We start from the raw sequence: 17,730 nt of genomic DNA, 5'->3' as shown, positions 1-17,730 counted from the left end.
GATTATGCCTCCTGTGCTGTTGTGTGTGGTTGAGTGCTTTGTTGTAAGATTTGTTGGCAAATATAATCACCAACTTCACTGGTTGTTTTAGCTTGAGATCTTTTATCACTTGATAATAAATCGGCAGTTAATATGCCATTATCTAAAGAAGCGGCAACAGCATTTTCAATTGCTGTAGCAGCTGCGCCTTGATTTAAGCTATAACGTAACATTAATGCGGCAGATAAAATTTGCGCTATAGGGTTGGCTATGCCTTTTCCAGCGATATCTGGCGCGCTTCCGCCAGCAGGCTCATACATGCCAAAACCGTCTGCGTTTAAGCTTGCAGAAGGCAATAAGCCCATGCTACCGGTAATCATGGCGCAAATGTCTGATAAGATATCACCGAATAGGTTAGGGCACAGTAAAACGTCAAATTGATTAGGGTCACGAACCAGTTGCATTGCCGCATTATCTACGTATAAATGCTCATAACTCACATCAGGATATTCAACGGCAACTTCTTCAACTACTTGGCGCCAAAGTTGGCTTGTTGCTAATACGTTAGCTTTATCAACAGAGGTGACTTTGTTATTGCGTTTTTGTGCTGCTTTGAAAGCTAAGTGTGCAATTCGCTTTACTTCTCGGCGCGAGTAAAACATTGAATCAAAACCTGTTTCTTCTTCGCCTTTACCACGTCGACCTTTGGGCTCACCAAAGTATATATCGCCAGTTAATTCACGAATCACTAATACATCAAACCCCTGCTCAGAAATATCACTACGTAAAGTAGAAAGGCTTGAAAGTGCTGGCTGTAATGTTGCAGGTCGCATATTACAAAACAAATCAAAATGCCCACGTAAACCTAATAGCGCGCAGCGCTCTGGTTGTTCGGTTGGTGGCAAGTTTGCCCATTTAGGGCCTCCGACTGAACCAAATAAAATAGCATCACTGGCGATACAGCCTGCCATAGTTGATTCAGGTAAAGCGTTACCATGATTGTCAATGGCTGCGCCACCTACATCATAGTCTTGGGTTGTTATTTCAAAATTAAATTTGTCTGCAACGGCTGAAAGCACTTTTTTTGCTTCAACCATAACTTCTGGGCCGATTCCATCACCGGCTAAAATTGCTATGTTCGACATGATATTTATCTAACCTTTTATTTTTTAAATTTTTGTGGGCATCTTATCTTTAAACTATGCCTCATTAACCATGCTGCTCTTGTCTAGCAGACTTAATATCGGCAATTGTGATTGCTCTATGAATACTATTTAATGCATGGATAAGTGCTTGACCTGATGCTTCAATAACATCGGTAGCTAAACCATAACCATGGAAGTTTCTGCCTTGCCAAGTGATGACTAAATCAGCCTGTCCTAAGCCATCTTCACCTGAGCCTTTATTTGAAATTTTATAATCGCTAACCTCAAACTCAACATCGACCGCTTGTTTAATTGCTTGATATAAAGCATCGACAGGGCCATTACCTGTGGCAGAATGTATGGTATTACTGTCTTCGCCTGCTAATAACTTGATGCTTGCTGTTGCAAATTCACCATCACCACATTGCACATTTAATCGCGCTAATTGGTAGTGATCTTGTTGATCTTGCTGCTGTATATTAAACAGCAACGCTTCTAAATCATCATCGAACACTTGGCCTTTTTTATCGGCTAGTGCTAAGAAATTAGCGTATAGCTGTTCAATGTTATAGTCGCTTTCTTGATAACCTAAACTTTCCATACGATGTTTAATAACATGACGCCCACTGCGTGAGGTTAAGTTCAGTTTTGTTTTCGCTATACCGACACTTTCAGGTGTCATAATTTCATAAGTGTTGCTTGCTTTTAACATGCCGTCTTGGTGAATACCTGAAGAGTGGCTAAAGGCATTGCCGCCAACTATGGCTTTATTTAATTGCACTGGCATATTACAGATGGTGCTAACCAATTTTGAGGTTCTGGCAATTTCTTGATGATTAATGTTGGTATTAACCCCTAATAAAGCTTCACGGGTTTTCATTATCATGGCAACTTCTTCTAATGAACAGTTACCAGCACGTTCACCAATACCATTAACGGTACATTCAATTTGACGTGCGCCTGCTTGTACTGCAGCCATTGAGTTAGCGACGGCTAAACCTAAGTCGTTATGACAATGCACGGAAATGATGGCTTGATCTATATTAGGAACACGGTTAAATAAGTCAGTAATAATACCTTGAAATTCAAACGGTAAAGTATAACCAACTGTATCTGGAATGTTTACCGTTGTTGCCCCTGCTTTAATAGCACCTTCTACCATTCGGCATAAGTTATCGATTGGCGTACGACCGGCATCTTCACAAGAGAACTCAACATCGTCAGTGAACTTTCTTGCGTATTTTACTGCATGTATAGCCATGGCTTCTACATCACTAAAATCTTTACGTAATTTCTGCTGAACATGAACATCAGAGGTTGAAATAAAGGTATGTATTCTGAATTGTTCTGCAACTTTTAAGGCTTGTGCACAAGCATCAATATCACCTTCCATTGCACGCGCTAAACCACATACTCTAGCATTTTTAATGGTACGTGCTATTTGTTGTACCGATTCAAAGTCACCGGGGGAAGAAACAGGAAAGCCGACCTCCATTACATCAACACCAAGACGTTCAATTGCTTGAGCTATTTGTAACTTTTCATGTACTGAAAGGCTGGCGTTTAACGCTTGTTCGCCATCTCTTAAAGTCGTATCAAAAATAATGACCTGATCTTTACCTGCTTGTGCTGCACTCATCTTTTTGTCCTTTATTTCAATGTATTTTTTATTGTTGTGCTAATCGTGCGGACATAAAAAACCCGCGGAGGTTAGCGCGGGTTCTTATTAAATTCTGCTTTGTTTAGTAAGTATAATAATTAAGCATGATTAACCGAGCCGCGCATTGGTAATGCGAGGAGGAGGTTAAGAATAATGTGCTTAATAGTTGGTGTCATGTTACTTACTTAGTTACTAAAAATTGTATAATTTTTTTCTTTATTCATTTTATGTGTATATTAATAACGCATTTACTCTAACTATGTCAAATGAAAAAAATAACAAAAATTGAAGCTTTGGTTATAACAATGATTTCGAGTCGATATTTTCTATTCTAGGGACGCCAATAATTAAGCTTTTTACGTTGCTTAAGATTACGAAATAAATTTAAAGGTTTGTTTTTTTTAGCTTGGCTACCTTGATTAATTAATGATTCAGTTGCCGTTAAAATCCGTTGAGCTGCTTTACCGTCATGATATGGGTGTAAGTCGTCAGCGTAGACTTTAATTGCTGCTTTTAATTCTTCTGAAGGATGAAAAGCCAGTGCTAAAGCACTTGATAACTCCTCTGCTTTTTGGATGTTGATTAAGTAATCACCGGGTTCTTTATTATTTAAGCTAACAGTAGGTTTGTTCAATAAAGAGAATTCACCAATAACTGAAGAGGTATCGGACAACATAATATCGGCAGTTTGTAATAATTCATTAATGCTTGAGCTATTAATTATCTCAACATTTTCTGAAACTAACGTTTGGTATTTATCACACCACTCTTTAGCCATTTTAGGGTGAAATTTAATTAACCAGTGATGATTTTCTTCTTGGCTAATTCGCTTGATTTCATCGAATAATTCTGGAGCAGAAGTTAATGCTGGAGAGAATGTTGGAGCATATAATATTATTTTCTTCTCTTGCTTAGCTAGCTCTTTTTTAAGAGGCATTGCTTGGGTTGTAAATAAGTAGTCTAGCTTGGGCCAGCCAGTTTCAACAACATCAAAATAACCGTGCTTATTTGCCAATTGTTGGAATCGAGATGTGGTTGCAGGCCCGTGAGTGCAATAGAGATCAAAAAAGTCACGTATAATAAAATGACCTTTCTTTTTCCACTCTAAACCATGAAAAACTTGAACCTTATAACCTGGAATGAAGTTTGGTATTTCATTTCCTGGGGCAAAAGTTGCATCAGGGTTATACATTCTTGCATCATCAATGGTAGGTAAAACCTCTTCGTCAGCTTTAAAGAAACTTAACGTTACCTCTTTGCCAATGGCTAGCCACTTTACTTGGTCGCCCTGAGCTAAAATAGCTTGTTGCAACGGGCGTAATATCTCAAATGAGTAATTATGGGCAATGTAAAATAAATAACGTTTTGAACTCATAGGATGGTATTCGCTATATAAGATTAGTTAGCTTATGTACGTTTAGTCTTAACAACTTCAATAATTTCTGTTGTCGAGATCGAAGGCGTTCTTGGTAAATAAATCACTTGGCAAATATCATTTAAATGATCAAATTTACCTTCCCAATCATCACCCATCACTAGGATATCAGCGTTATAGTATTTAATATACTCTGCTTTTAGTTCAAGTGACTCTTCTAAAAACACATCGTCAACACATCTTAAAGAACGAATAATGTGTTGGCGGTCATCTTCAGAATAAACTGGAGGACGGCCTTTTTTAGCAATATTCAATTTGTCTGATGAAACCCCAACAATGAGGTGATCGCCATGCAATTTAGCTCTTTCAATAATATTTACATGGCCAACATGAAAAATGTCGTAGGTGCCAAAGGTAATTACTCTCATAAAAAGTGTCCTTGTCTAATAAGCATTACTTACCAAGTATAAGATATGCCTGTTTGAACAAACTTCTCACCGTTATTGTTTTTGCCTAAATACAATTTTAATCCTAAGAAGTTTGACCAAAGAATTTTACTGTAATTAATTTCTAACTCATGAGAAAGTTCATAATCAGCATATTTTGAATCGTTAAAATTAGCACTGCGATAAAGAAATGATATTTGTGAATCGTTGCTATTATTCCAGTCTAAGCGAATACTGCCAGCCTCACCACCTACAAGATCTTTAGCGCCTTTTCTTGTACCCCACCAGTGTCCCATTCTTATATTATCATTACTATATCCTTCACCATAAATATGATGGTTATACCAATGACTTTGAAAAGTAGTGAACTCCATGTTTAAAGACATAGATTCATTAATATAAGGTAAAAATAGGCCAAAGCTATTCGCTAAGTTAGCTAACTTATAATTGGTATAGTTATTGGTATCTTCCCCAGCATATTCATAATAGAAACTAAAAGGTGTATTAAAAAAGTTAAGGTCAAACTTATTGGTAATTGATGCCTGTTGGTTGCCAAACTCTTGGCTACAATCTTGTAAGTCAGTACCATCGCCGCCACAGTTGTCATTATTTACGGGATCAATGATTGCGTTCCAAATATCCTTCAAACTAATGCTTTTCTCACCACCAGCAAACATAAAGGTACGGTTAAACCCTATGGTCCACCAAGAAAAAGGCTGCGCACTTAAGTGCATAGTAAGTAACGCTGGTTCGCCAGAAACTGAGGGGGTTTCTCGGCCAAATTTAATATCATCTTGCTCGTCTAATAAACCTAGAGATACTTCATACTTGATCTTGTAATCGGTGAATAAATTATAATTACTTAACGTAACACTAAGTGGTGGCTTGGCTTGCGTTGATAAGAGGGTTGCGCTTTCTTGAAAAGGCGACATCCAATGCTCTCGATAGCCGATATCAACCTGAAATACGTCAGCGCCAAATGAAATAAAGCTGCTATTTCGAAGATAATCACCATTCTCATAATACATTGCTCCCGTATTAATGATGAGATACTGACTTGCTTGCCAAAAGCCACTAAAGTTTGCTTGATAGTTAGCATCTGCCATTTGCCCACGTTGATTCGGTAAGACAATATTATCTTTATTCGCATAGTTCAATTGAACCGAAGCGTGGGTTAAAGAGGCTTCTTTTTTATAACGTTTTAAGTATTTATTAATACGCATATAAAGTTGTGGGTGGCTATCTTGAATAGTACTTAAGTAATTATTAATCGTTGCAGCATGATAAGGCTTGGTTAATATAGGAAGTTTAGCGACTGTCGCTAATCGATGTAACTCAAGCTCTATTAATGGTTCTACTTTTAAAGGTAAATAAGGTGAAGGGCCTTTGGTAAAACCATTGAAGCTAAATAAAGCAACGCACAGGAAAAAAGTAATTTTGGAAATGTTTAACAAACTAGCAATCACTACAAGAAAAAAAAGCTATTTTACCTAGCATAGCGAGTAATTACCAGAGCCGTTACAATTGCTTAACAAGTACTTTTTTCACTTTGCTTGTTTATCTACGAAAGTATTCTTTGAAAAAAAGCAGCCATTTGTTTTACGGTTTCTTCATGAGACATTTTCGTTTTTATTGTATCAACAGCACCCTCTGATAATTGCTTTTTGATAGCTGGATTATTATATAAAAACCTAATTTTATCAGCGATAGCTTTGCCATCTCCAATAGGTACAATATAACCATTCTGTCCTTCTTCAATAATCTCCATTGCACCTTCATTGGCAGAGGTAATGACAGGAGTAGCATTAGCTAACGATTCAAGTACAACCCTAGGTAGACCTTCTCTTTCTGAAGGTAGTATTAACACATCACAAGCCGCAGCTATTTGTGGCACATCACTTCTAAAACCTGTTTGGATAATTTGTTCAGCCATTCCTGTTGCCGTTACCTGAGAAGCATAAGGTTCACAATCAAAATTATCCCCTACTAGTACTAGGTGTAAGTCAGTTAGATCGTTTAATTCTTTCATTGCATCTAACATATAATGCATGCCTTTATAAGGTCGAGGGCTACCAATACAAAGAACCGTGAATTTGTTGTTTTCGGGTTCAAGCTTAGGGCTTAAGCTTGATAACTCTGTAGGCTTATCTTGATACCAACATAGACTGTGCCCTTTATAAATGGTTTGTACTGTATTTTTGATACCAGTACGGACTTTTTCTTTAATTGTTTTTGTTACTGCGTTTGATACGCCAATGTAACCATTAATACGAGGATGTAATGTACATAAATAATTACTGGGATCGGTTTTATACATTCCACCTGTTGTGCCACGATAAGCGATCATTTTTGCTTTAGTGCCAATACAACCAAAAGCGGCATTAGGAATGCCATTTGATTCAGTAGCATAGACAATATCAATATTATGCTTTTTGATATACTGATGAACTTGCTTAATAACCACCCAGCTATATTTTTTTAAAGAGTTTAATTCAACAAGTTTAAGCGGTGCTTTTTTATATTCATCAAAATACGCGTTACTATCACAGGTCATTACCGTGACATCATGTCCTGCTTGAGCAAGGCTAATATAGCACTCAGCTTCTGGACGAACAGCATTATAGGAACGCCCTCGATTGGGAATAACCAATATTTTCATTTGGATAGTTTCTTTTTAAAATAAAACGATGTTAATTATTGCCAGCTATCAAGAGAACTCTTGCGGCGGCCAAACAATTTAGGAAGAATTAAGCCAAGAAGCAAACCTATACCTAATACCATTGCTCCCATATAAAACCATTGTTTTTGGATATTAGTATCTTGGTCTTTTAATTTACTTTGCGTGTTATTAAGGGTTCTTTCTAATTGGGCGGTTTCTTTCGTTAAAGTGGCATTTTGTGTTTCTAAATCGACAATAGTTGCTTTTAATGCATTAACTTCGCCGTCAAGTTGGCTAGAAAATTCTTGACCGCTGGTTATTTTCTCATTTAATTCTGCAACAACAAATCGTAAGCCTGGTTTATCGGTAATATATTTTGACTCAACCCATGTGGTTCTATTTTTATCATCGATAATTTCGCTGTAACCTTTATCGCTGTTCCCGGTTACTTGAATTTGGGTTCCGGCGATAATTGTACCTAAAATACGGTAATTTGTGCCAGGGCCTGCATGCATAAATATGGTTAAGTCATCTGAAATAAAGCCAGATTGAACAGTTTCTATTGACTCGAGCTCTTCAGCTTGAACCAACACAGTTGCTGAAAGTGATATAAATAGACACGTAAGAATTCTAACAACGTTTTTCATGAAACTACCAAGTAATAAAATAAACCATTAAAGACAAGATATTATGTGTTTGTCACTTAGTTGGCAAGTTAAATGATTCGCTTGGTATCTTCTTAAGCACAAGGTATGCTGTAGTGGTTATCACTCACATTTTTAAAGCGAAATGAGCACAGAAATAGAATTAAAGTATTTATTGTTAAATGATGAAGCGAATGAGCAAGGTAATAATCTTACCAATGTTATTTCTAAGTTATTGTCAGATAACAATATTAATTATACCTGCCAAAAGAAAACCTTGACGAACTGTTATATGGATACCAATGATTTGGCCTTTCGAAAAATGGACATAGGCTTACGAGTAAGAGGAATTCAACATAATGGTACTCAGTGTCGATATGAACAAACCATTAAAACCTCTGGTCAAGTGATTGGTGGTTTGCATAAAAGGCCGGAATATAATGTTGATATTGAAAATAAGCAGGTAGATTTATCACTTTTTCCTGACGAAGTTTGGCCTCAAAATATTAATGTTAAAGAGTTACAAAATAACGTCATTAGTGTATTTAATACACATTTCACCCGTACAACATGGTTGATTAATGTGCAAGGTGCTGTTATTGAATTGGCTTATGATCAAGGAGAAATAAGTTGTGATGGCTTTGAAGAATCAGAACGTATTAATGAATTAGAATTAGAGCTTCAGCAAGGCGAAACATACGTGCTGATGGATACTGCAAAACTGCTGATGAGCCAAGTTTTGATGCGCTCAGGATTATTAAGTAAAGCAGCACGAGGTTATCGTTTAGCGGCAAAACTTTCAGAAAGTGGCGTGCAATCTAATAATGATAAGTTAGCTCTAAAAAAAGGGCTGTTAATTAATGAAAACAATCATTTTGAGTCTTTAGAAATCATACCGATGAAAGAGATTAATACAATATCAGCTGCTTTTTACCATGGTATTGAATTTTCACTGGAGAAGTTACAACAACAAATTAATTTATATGTTGAACGACCTTCTTTAAAAGTGTTGAGTAAACTGAATGAATTATTTGTTCTATTAAGACAAGGTTTTTGGCTTTTTGAACAGCACTTGTCACCAGAGGCAGTGAAAGTTAGAGATGAGTTAAGTTATTTTATTCGTGCAACTCATTGGGTTGACAATGCCAAACACTTAAAAGAACTTACGACAAAATCTGGTGTTTATCGAAAAAAAATAGATCATAGTGAAGCCTTAATTAAAAAGTTAAAGTTAGAACGAAAGCGATACCCTAATATTCAACAGATGTTGACCTTATTGATGAGTGAACGAAGCAACCGACTACAACTGTCTTTGTTAAATCTTATTTTAGAAAAGAAGATTATTATAACCTCTGAGAAAGAAGGGCATGATTCAACACTAGCGCTTAGAGATTTTGCTCAAGGTGGCTTATCAAAAGCACTGAATGAGTTAAAAGCAGAAGTTGCATTATTAGCCAATGGAGACACCTTAACCAGTCAAGATTATTTGGCAATATACCCATTACTGATTCGTAGTTTATTAACCGGTAGTTGGTTTATTTCACTTTATAATAATGAGGGAAGTAGTTCGTTACTTTCTGAAAAACAAAAAATTTATCGTCTTGCTTGGTTAGATGTAAAGCAAGGTATTAGTGAATTGCAAACATTGTACTTACTTCAGCAACAGTTAGATATTTTGCCCGTTAAACAAGAAAAATTAGCCAGCTGGTTGACTGCTAAGGTGGATAACTTACTTGAAGCAATAGAGCAATCGAAGGAAAACGCCTTGTCAATCACACCATATTGGCAAGGTTAATGTTTATGACTCAGTTAAAATCACTTTTTTATACCTGTATTACTACTTGTTTTTGTTTATCGTTAACGGGTAATTTATTAGCAGCAGAATACGATATTCCCGCAGGTAAACAACGATTAATTGGTAAATTACAATATCACCATGTAAAACAGGGCGATTACTTTCAGCAAATTGCTGAACAATATAATGTTGGTTTTTTAGCGTTACTCGCTGCCAATCCTACTATTGATCCATTTTTACCTGAGGTTGGCTCACAGGTTGTCATTCCTTCAGCGATGCTTTTACCCTTTATTAAGCGTGAAGGAATTGTAGTTAACCTGCCAGAATTAAGGTTATATTACTTTGATCCTAATAAAAATAAAGTGCATGTATTTCCCGTTGGAATTGGGCGACAAGGCTTAGCAACGCCTAAAGCGACTAGTTATATTAGTGAGAAGAGAAAAAATCCTGTCTGGCGGCCGACCAAAGCGATGAAAGAGCGATACTTAACAGAAAAAGGCATTATTTTAGCTGATGAAGTCCCTGCTGGGCCAAGTAATCCTTTTGGTAAATATGCGTTAAGGTTAGGCACCAGTGAATATTTGATTCACGGAACTAACAAACGCTTTGGTATTGGCATGCGAGCAAGCTCAGGGTGTGTTCGGATGTATGATGAAGATATTAAATGGCTATATGAAAATGTCCCATTGCAAACAAGAGTGAGGATCATCGATCAACCGATTAAAATGTCTTATGAAAATGGTCAGCAACAGTTAATAGAAATTCATGAACCGTTAACTGAAGAGCCAGGTAAGCCGACCATAAAACTTGCCAATGCAGTTCAACGCTTTGTAGGCTCAAATAGAAGCTATTGGCATCAACTTCTACCTGTCATAGAAAAACCGACAGGCCTAGTAATTGAATTAGAAGAAAATGAGGAAGGCGAAAGCTCTCGCCAAGATGAATTGATACAGTAAAGTATCTAAACACTCGAGTTCAGATACCAAAAAAGCACTCATGAGTGCTTTTTTAGTATCTAGATGGGAAAACCAATAGATTATTTTTTATATGAAGAAACGACATTGTCAATTCTATCATTTGCACTTTTAGCCGCTTCTTTAGCTGCACTAACATCTTTGCTAATTGCTTTTTGTTGTGATTCTAAATCAGCAACTTGCGTAGATAACGCATCGACTTTGTTTGTTAAAGAGGTAATGTTCTCTTCTAAAGCACTAGTATTAGAACAGCCTGTTACTGCAGCTGCAAAGGCAACAATTGCAATTTTTTTCATTAACATAATGATATCCCTAAGTTTGTTTTTAATATAATAACCGACTCAATTATGGCATAAAAAAGTATTGATGCATAAAAAAATATCTTTGTTTTTAATGTTCCGTTTTAGCTATATTACATGGGGGCTTCGGTAGAAACATGGTTAATTTAATCGCTCATAAGTTTCTTAGTTATTTAAGTTTTTTTGAGCACATCTAAACCATATTTTTCAGCAAGCAATACACAATCAACAGCGGAATATTCATCGTTAACCGAGAATGCTTATTAATAAGCATCCCTTATTTAAGCGTCTTTTTGTTATTGTGCAGTAAACTATTTAACTCATCTTATAAGTTTGCATACCTTGCATGATAAACAGACTCTCAATTATTTGAACAAGTCATTAATATAATTAGCATATTTTATTACATACCAAGGCCTTAAATGTATATAGTCTTTATAATAAAATTCTTGGCTATTACTCATAACCTTACATTCGTGATCTGAACATAACGTATCTATGGGATCTATAAGTTCAATATCATACTTATCGGAGATCTTATTCATATAGGTATAAAATTGCTGATGTTTTTTCTTAAAATGATTTACTGAAAAGCTTTGTCTTAAAATATTTTTTTGCCAAATATCTTTGTCGGCATTGCTAGGAGAGAACATTACTCCTTGCGGAGTGGGTAATAAAAAATAGAGTTTTTTGGTATGTGCGTTTAGCATGGTGATTAAATCTTCTATTTTTTGCATCGCAAACTGTAATCCTTCCTCTTCAGCCAAAGAGTAATGTCTACCTTCATGTTCTATTAAATAATAAGCGGGATCATTAGCCACATAGTACAACTCTTTTGATGAAAAACTGAGGTATTCAAACCAGTTGCCCCCTAATACAATTTGATCATAATGAGTGTCTTCTAACTGTTGAAGTAAGTTTTCAAAGCCACAAAGTCGACCTTTACGGTACATTCCACTGATAGGGATACAACCCGCTCGAGTAAGAAAAGTCACTGAGCCTATATCCTGCTCGGTACTCAATTGTAAGACCTTAGGGTAATAATGTTCTATTAAGCTATCTCCTAAAAAGAGTGTACTCTTATTGCCTTCACTTTCTATTTTAGCTGTATATAAGCCATTTGCTGCTTTTTTACCTAAGTAGCCCCAGTCATCTTTTGCTGTCAGCAGTTTTGAAAATTGACTTTGTTGCTGTTCATCTAATCGTAGTTGGTATAAACCGATAGTTTTATTTACGCCAAACCCCAAAATAGCAACACATAAAGCTGTTGTTAGAATCGCTTTTACTGGCAACTTCAATTTTTGCTCAATACTATAATATGAAGCGAAACCTAATAAAAACGATAAGCTAATACCGAGTATAATGTTATTGGAGGTCATCAAGTCATTACTATACAAGTAAACAACAATAGGCCAATGCCATAAATAGATTGAATAAGAGCTTCTGCCAATAAACTGCATTATTCTATTGTTTATTAACCAAGAATCGTTCCTATTAGCTTGAATAAATAATACGGTACCAATAACAGGTATTAAGGCTAAATATCCAGGCCAATAATCAGCTTTATTTAAATTGATGAATGCATAAGAAAATAAAATTAAAGCACAGATTTCTAATAATTTACTATGCTTGTTACTCAATTTCCAAGGGTAAAAGTATATTAAGCCACCTAGGGTCATTTCCCATGCTCTAGCGGGTAATAAATAAAAGGCTGCCGTTGGATGGTTATAACTTTGATACAAGTTTAACAAGAAGCTGGTAAGTGTTAATCCGAGTAGATAAAATTTTATTTTCTCAATACCAGAGAGTTTCTTAAAAAGGAGAATAATTAAGGGATAAAGTAAATAGAACTGCCACTCAACTGACAGCGACCAAGTGTGTAATAACCATTTCTCTTGAGCGATAGAGTCAAAGTATCCTGCGTTTCGATAAAACTCAATATTTGATAAAAAGCTAATAGCATAAGCTACTTCATTACCAATCGCTTGATAGGTGAGTGGTGATAAGAAAAAGAAAGCAAAGAGCAATAATATGATACAAAGAAAAATAAGAGGCGGAATAATACGCTTTGTGCGAGCACTATAAAATTTAGCCAAGCTAAAATTATCTTTGGTAATCCCTTGCATTATAATACTGGTCATTAAAAAACCAGATATAACAAAGAATATATCTACGCCAGCAAAGCCGCCAGGAAGTAAGGTGGTAGAAAAGTGATACAAAACAACGGCTATAACTGCAACAGCCCTTAGACCATTGATATTTTGTTTAAACTGCAATGTATATCTTCTCTATAAAAATTTAGCTATAAGCGAGTATTCTCCACACTTAATAGGTGAAAACAAGTAGTAGTATTTAAATAATAGCTATGCCTAATTATATTTATGCTTAATTCGTAGTTGAAAGGTCAATGCACCCTAGAATGATGATTGTAATTAGATCAAATAATTAAGTGCTTTTCAGAGTATAAAAAACTCTCTCTAAAAATTTTAAGCGGTACCCATTAAGTAGATTTACATCGTAATGTGTTGAATTAAATCATCCATGAGTCGCTTTTTTATTTCTAGCTGTTCATCAACAGCCAAACCGTATTTCTTAGCTAAAACTTCGTAATCACTTGGTGCTAGGCTAACTGTTAGTCTAGGTCTTTTAGGGCGTTTATTGACAGGTAAACCCAGTATATCTCGTATTTGATCTGAAGGGCTAAGGCCTGCTTCTAAGGCTTGCTTTCTTATGGCTAGTTGAATTTTTTCATCCATGTCAAAAGCAACTTGCACGGCTTTCATTGCTTTAACTGAAGATTGCCATTTATCAGGTATTTTTCTGCTCATACTTGTTATCCAAAGGTTGAAAAAATCGAATGATATTTGTTATTTCGGGTAATTAACTGGCTGGGTACATATCAACAATATCTGTTAATGGTCTAAAAAGTGTTAAGCACACTTCAGTATCACCATCATCCCACACTTCAATATCAATACCTTTACTTTGATCTTTGTTATAAAGCACATATTGTTCAAACTGCTCTCCGCTACCTTTACCTTGATATGCAGATAAGTTTTCGCTGCGGTGATCTTTACGGTGGAAGTAGCCAACTTTGGCAAAGGTAGTTTGCTGATACTGCTCACTAGACCAATCACTCGTTAAATCGGTATCAGCTTGTTTATCAAGGAAGGCTTGACCAGGCTCTTCAAAAATTTCTGAGAATTTATCTAAATCAAATAAGCTTTCAACGTCTTCATGAGCAATTTTAATAGAAAACTTTAATTCAGTGGTATCTTCAACATCAAGAGATAGGAATAGCTCTAAATTATTAGTGCCTAATAATTGCCATTCAGTTTGCACGCTATGTTCAAACTCATAACTATTGATGCTTTTTACTTGAAACTGTTGGCCACGCAATGTTTCTGGAAGTGCAAAGCTGTCAGTTAATACAATGATATCACCAACAAGTAATTGATTAACCTGAGTTAGCTTTCGCTCACTTTTCTTTTCTTTATTAAATAGTTTATTTAGAAAACTCATTTTTTAGCCTTTATTACGTCATTGAAAACAACAAAACGAGCTAGGTGAGTAGCTCGTTTTCGTTAGCAAACATAATGGTTACTTTTGCTTCGCTTTGATGCGATCAAGCACAGAGTTTGCACTGCTATCTTGAGCACCGATGCCTGCTTCTTTTAATTGTGCAGCAAGTGATACATCTGAATCTTCCGATTCAAGCATTTCAGCAGCTTTCATTTTATCATCAAATTTTTGTTGCTTCGCTTTAATACGTTCTAATGAGTCTTTTGCACTAAGTAACTTTGAGTTACTCGATGAAAAATTATCAGTAATCGCTGAGGTAGCTTTTTGCACGCTTTCGGTCGTTTTCACCATAGAAAGTTGACGTTTATGCTCAGCAACTTGGCGTTCACTTTTCTTGACTAATTCTTTTAGTCTATCAGCATTGCCAGTAAAGCTTGCTAGTGCTTGCTGTTGCGTAGCAAGTTCACCTTCTAGTGTGGCAATTTTTTCAGCTACCGCTAAAGCTAATGTTTCATCGCCTTTATCAAGGGCTTGACCTGCATAGCCTTCATGTTCAGTAATTTCACGGTTTAAGCGTTCAACTTCACGTTGAGCAGCCATTTGTTCAGCAACTACGCCAGTTAAGTCACGCTTTGCTTTTGTTAAGTGATTTTCTGCATCACGAATCTCTTGTTCGAAAATACGAGTCGCATTGGCATCAATAATCGCTTCACCAGCTTCAGAAGCACCACCACGAACAGCTGTCATTATCTTTTTAAATATACTCATTTTATTCTCCAAATAAGCTAACAAAAACTAGTAATTTGTCTGTTTAGTTTAAGTAGTCACTCATATCATCAATTACTTCTAGGGCATTGTTACTTAGTACGGCTAATTCATGCTCAACATCTGAAAAACTAGAGTTGATTGATAGCGCGCCAAAAATTACATATTTATCACCAATTTTTGAGAATGATGATAATGGCATTGGAATGTTCATTTCCAACATGCTTTCATGCATAGCTGCTACAGAGTCACTTTTCACTTCGTCAACACCCCATAAGTAGCTAATACATAGAATTTGATCTTCCGTAACCGATACAAACACTGGGATTTCTTCACGGCCAATAATACTGATTTGCAGTACATCCACTTCACCTGAGATTGGTTGACAATCAAAGCTCATTCCTGTGTCTGAATTATCTGCCAAACTGTTTAAATGATCGGCTATAGTATGAATATTCATGTATTTCCTATCCTTATTGTAAATAAACTTACGTATTATAATGATTGATTATATCGGTAAGTATCGATGACATATTATGTCGTCTTGGTTAAATTTAACACTTTGACATATTATGTCAAGCGTTCAATTGTGATTATTTTAAATTAATTTGTGATTAAAGGTGTTTTAGTGCATTGCTGAAAATATCAACAAAGGTCAACACGCCTTAATACTTGCTATCGGTTTTCTGTTTTCTGTTATCTGTTATCTATTTCTTCCTAATTGAGTCCTTGTTGATCTTTCCATGCATTTTGATGTAACTGATAAATAGTATGACTGCCTAAAGTATTTTCTTTAATATCCTCTTTATTTAAATAAAAGTTTTTTGGAAAAATAAAAGCAGCTTTTAACGTTTCTAGGTTCAACCATTGATGTGCTTTACTCAGTTGAGACAGCTGATTCAACCTCATTGATGGGCTTGCGCCATTTTTAGCTGCAATAGTCCAGCCCCATTCGCCAAAGCTTGGTACATTGTCATGATATTGTTCTACAGAGGCAAAACCTGCTGCTTTGACGGTTTTTCCTATAGAAATAAAAGTGTCTTTAGCATGATAAGGGCTAGTTGATTGTATCGATATTAAACCATCACCTGAAAGTAACTGATTTAATCTAGCGTAAAAGTTTACAGAATAGAGTTTATTTAAATCAGGATGGCTCGGATCAGGTAAATCAACAATAATGCTATCGAACACTTTTCTTTGTTTAATTAATTCATTTATTTCAATAAAAGCATCGGCTCTTTTAATGGTCACTCGTTCATCTTGGAGGCTCGCTCGATTTAAGTGAATGATATTTTCAGCTAAATCGTGTTCAACAAATTGATGAGGGTTTTGAAAAATATCAATCAGTTCACTATCTAAATCAACTAAAGTAACGCTTTTAGGGTTATAGGTTAAAATATCCCTAAGTGCTAAACCGTCGCCCCCTCCAATAATTAATATATGTTCTTGTCGCGCTGAGGCTGCGAGTGCAGGGGCTACGAGGTAGTCATGATAGATATGTTCATCTATCGATGAAAACTGTAAACGACCATTTAAATAAAAGTTAATTATACTGCTATTTTCAAGCCCCATATAACGCTGAGTAAAAGTGAGTTGTTGATAGCGGGTTTTTTGGGTATGAACCACTTTATCCAGATATAACAGACTATTCATCTGGTTAAGCCATTGGTTGCCATAATTGAACATGATGACAATAATAAGTGCTAATGCTATATGTAAGCTAACAAAGGTTTTTTTCCACGTTAACCTTTGCCAATATCGACCAATAAAAAAGGCACCAGCGATGAGGTTTAAACTGGCCGTTAATGCTGCCGCTTTACTGATATCAATACTTAATAAAAATAATACCCAAACGGCGGCACCAATGCCTGCGCCAACATAGTCAGCACCATAAATTGTCCCTAAATTATTAACGAGGTGTTTTTGGTGTATGTCTTCACGAATACGGGCGATAAGCGGTATTTCCATGCCAATAAAAAAACCAAGTAACACACCGAATAGGTAAGGTGTTTTCATTGCTAACCAGTTTAATTGCTTAAAGATCCCACCTTGGGGCAGCATATCAGGCGGCATTGCAAACATATCAGCGATTATATGCGGGAAGATTTGGGTAATAGCAATCAATCCACCGATAAGTAAAATAGCAATACTGCCTAATAGGGCAATAATTAACTCTAGCCAAACGAAACCGTTAAAAGCACATTTTACTTTTCGTGCTGCAAAAGCACCGAGCCCCATAGAAACAATCATTAGGCCTATCATGGTGTAGATAGTGCTCTCCATAACGCCTAGTACTCTTCCTGCGTAGTGAGAAAGTAGGTATTCATAAACCAAACCACAGCCAGCGAGCACTGCCATGGTAAGTATTAATAAAGTATCGTCGAGATAGTAGCTTTTTTTGCTCGTCATATTATGAGTAAATTAAATAGAGTTAATGAAAATGATATTGCAGAAAGTAAAAAAGTAA

Annotated in this window: 16 protein-coding genes; 2 read left to right on the top strand and 14 right to left on the bottom strand. The window is 36.0% G+C overall.

The genetic code is table 11. The features are described from left to right. Positions 1 to 2 precede the first annotated feature (2 nt). The 7 genes from leuB to D1094_RS01615 all read right to left on the bottom strand — a co-directional run bounded on the left by leuB (position 3) and on the right by D1094_RS01615 (position 7,911). On the bottom strand, positions 3 to 1,124 hold the full coding sequence (gene leuB / locus D1094_RS01645) for a 3-isopropylmalate dehydrogenase (protein WP_118958329.1): 1,122 nt from the start codon (positions 1,122 to 1,124) through the stop codon (positions 3 to 5). Positions 1,125 to 1,188: 64 nt separating this feature from the next. After that, positions 1,189 to 2,763 carry a 2-isopropylmalate synthase gene (gene leuA, locus D1094_RS01640; protein ID WP_118958328.1) on the bottom strand — a complete coding sequence of 525 codons (1,575 nt, stop codon included), beginning with the start codon at positions 2,761 to 2,763 and terminating at the stop codon, positions 1,189 to 1,191. A 352-nt stretch (positions 2,764 to 3,115) separates the two neighbouring features. After that, positions 3,116 to 4,159 (bottom strand): CDP-glycerol glycerophosphotransferase family protein, encoded by a 1,044-nt coding sequence (locus D1094_RS01635; RefSeq protein WP_118958327.1) that lies wholly within the window; start codon positions 4,157 to 4,159, stop codon positions 3,116 to 3,118. 32 nt (positions 4,160 to 4,191) lie between these two features. After that, positions 4,192 to 4,587, bottom strand: coding sequence for an adenylyltransferase/cytidyltransferase family protein (locus D1094_RS01630; protein WP_118958326.1), 396 nt, complete (start codon positions 4,585 to 4,587; stop codon positions 4,192 to 4,194). 29 nt (positions 4,588 to 4,616) lie between these two features. After that, positions 4,617 to 6,059 carry a capsule assembly Wzi family protein gene (locus D1094_RS01625; RefSeq protein WP_182440068.1) on the bottom strand — a complete coding sequence of 481 codons (1,443 nt, stop codon included), beginning with the start codon at positions 6,057 to 6,059 and terminating at the stop codon, positions 4,617 to 4,619. Positions 6,060 to 6,166: 107 nt separating this feature from the next. Next, positions 6,167 to 7,264 carry a glycosyltransferase family 4 protein gene (locus tag D1094_RS01620; RefSeq protein ID WP_118958324.1) on the bottom strand — a complete coding sequence of 366 codons (1,098 nt, stop codon included), beginning with the start codon at positions 7,262 to 7,264 and terminating at the stop codon, positions 6,167 to 6,169. A 35-nt stretch (positions 7,265 to 7,299) separates the two neighbouring features. Beyond that, entirely contained in the window at positions 7,300 to 7,911 is a 612-nt protein-coding gene (locus D1094_RS01615) for a TIGR04211 family SH3 domain-containing protein (RefSeq protein WP_118958323.1), read from the bottom strand. 142 nt (positions 7,912 to 8,053) lie between these two features. Here D1094_RS01615 and D1094_RS01610 point away from each other — a divergent pair, with 142 nt between their 5' ends. Together D1094_RS01610 and D1094_RS01605 are read left to right on the top strand one after the other, a co-directional pair. After that, a complete protein-coding gene (locus D1094_RS01610; RefSeq protein ID WP_118958322.1) occupies positions 8,054 to 9,703 on the top strand; it encodes an inorganic triphosphatase in 1,650 nt (549 codons plus the stop codon). A 5-nt stretch (positions 9,704 to 9,708) separates the two neighbouring features. Next, a complete protein-coding gene (locus D1094_RS01605) occupies positions 9,709 to 10,659 on the top strand; it encodes a L,D-transpeptidase family protein (protein ID WP_118958686.1) in 951 nt (316 codons plus the stop codon). 80 nt (positions 10,660 to 10,739) lie between these two features. On the opposite strand, the gene D1094_RS01600 is transcribed toward D1094_RS01605, so the two are convergent. The 7 genes from D1094_RS01600 to D1094_RS01570 form a co-directional block, all read right to left on the bottom strand. Then, positions 10,740 to 10,979, bottom strand: a complete 240-nt coding sequence (locus D1094_RS01600) for an LPP leucine zipper domain-containing protein (protein ID WP_259337786.1) — start codon at positions 10,977 to 10,979, stop codon at positions 10,740 to 10,742. 362 nt (positions 10,980 to 11,341) lie between these two features. Continuing rightward, complete coding sequence (locus tag D1094_RS01595; RefSeq protein WP_118958321.1) at positions 11,342 to 13,252, bottom strand: acyltransferase family protein; 1,911 nt, start codon at positions 13,250 to 13,252, stop codon at positions 11,342 to 11,344. A 234-nt stretch (positions 13,253 to 13,486) separates the two neighbouring features. After that, on the bottom strand, positions 13,487 to 13,804 hold the full coding sequence (locus D1094_RS01590; protein WP_118958320.1) for a hypothetical protein: 318 nt from the start codon (positions 13,802 to 13,804) through the stop codon (positions 13,487 to 13,489). 52 nt (positions 13,805 to 13,856) lie between these two features. Next, a complete protein-coding gene (locus D1094_RS01585) occupies positions 13,857 to 14,498 on the bottom strand; it encodes a hypothetical protein (protein ID WP_118958319.1) in 642 nt (213 codons plus the stop codon). 78 nt (positions 14,499 to 14,576) lie between these two features. Further along, positions 14,577 to 15,266 (bottom strand): PspA/IM30 family protein, encoded by a 690-nt coding sequence (locus D1094_RS01580; RefSeq protein WP_118958318.1) that lies wholly within the window; start codon positions 15,264 to 15,266, stop codon positions 14,577 to 14,579. A 43-nt stretch (positions 15,267 to 15,309) separates the two neighbouring features. Next, complete coding sequence (locus D1094_RS01575; RefSeq protein WP_118958317.1) at positions 15,310 to 15,723, bottom strand: YjfI family protein; 414 nt, start codon at positions 15,721 to 15,723, stop codon at positions 15,310 to 15,312. Between the two features lie 257 nt (positions 15,724 to 15,980). Then, the gene (locus D1094_RS01570; RefSeq protein ID WP_118958316.1) at positions 15,981 to 17,672 is read right to left on the bottom strand and encodes a polyamine aminopropyltransferase; all 1,692 of its coding nucleotides are present in this window, start codon (positions 17,670 to 17,672) and stop codon (positions 15,981 to 15,983) included. Between the last annotated feature and the right edge of the window lie 58 nt (positions 17,673 to 17,730).

Source organism: Colwellia sp. RSH04 (genome assembly GCF_003545765.1).
Lineage (GTDB): Bacteria > Pseudomonadota > Gammaproteobacteria > Enterobacterales > Alteromonadaceae > Colwellia.
The sequence above is the reverse complement of the archived record's forward strand: the minus strand, read 5'-3'. Positions and strand labels throughout refer to the sequence as shown.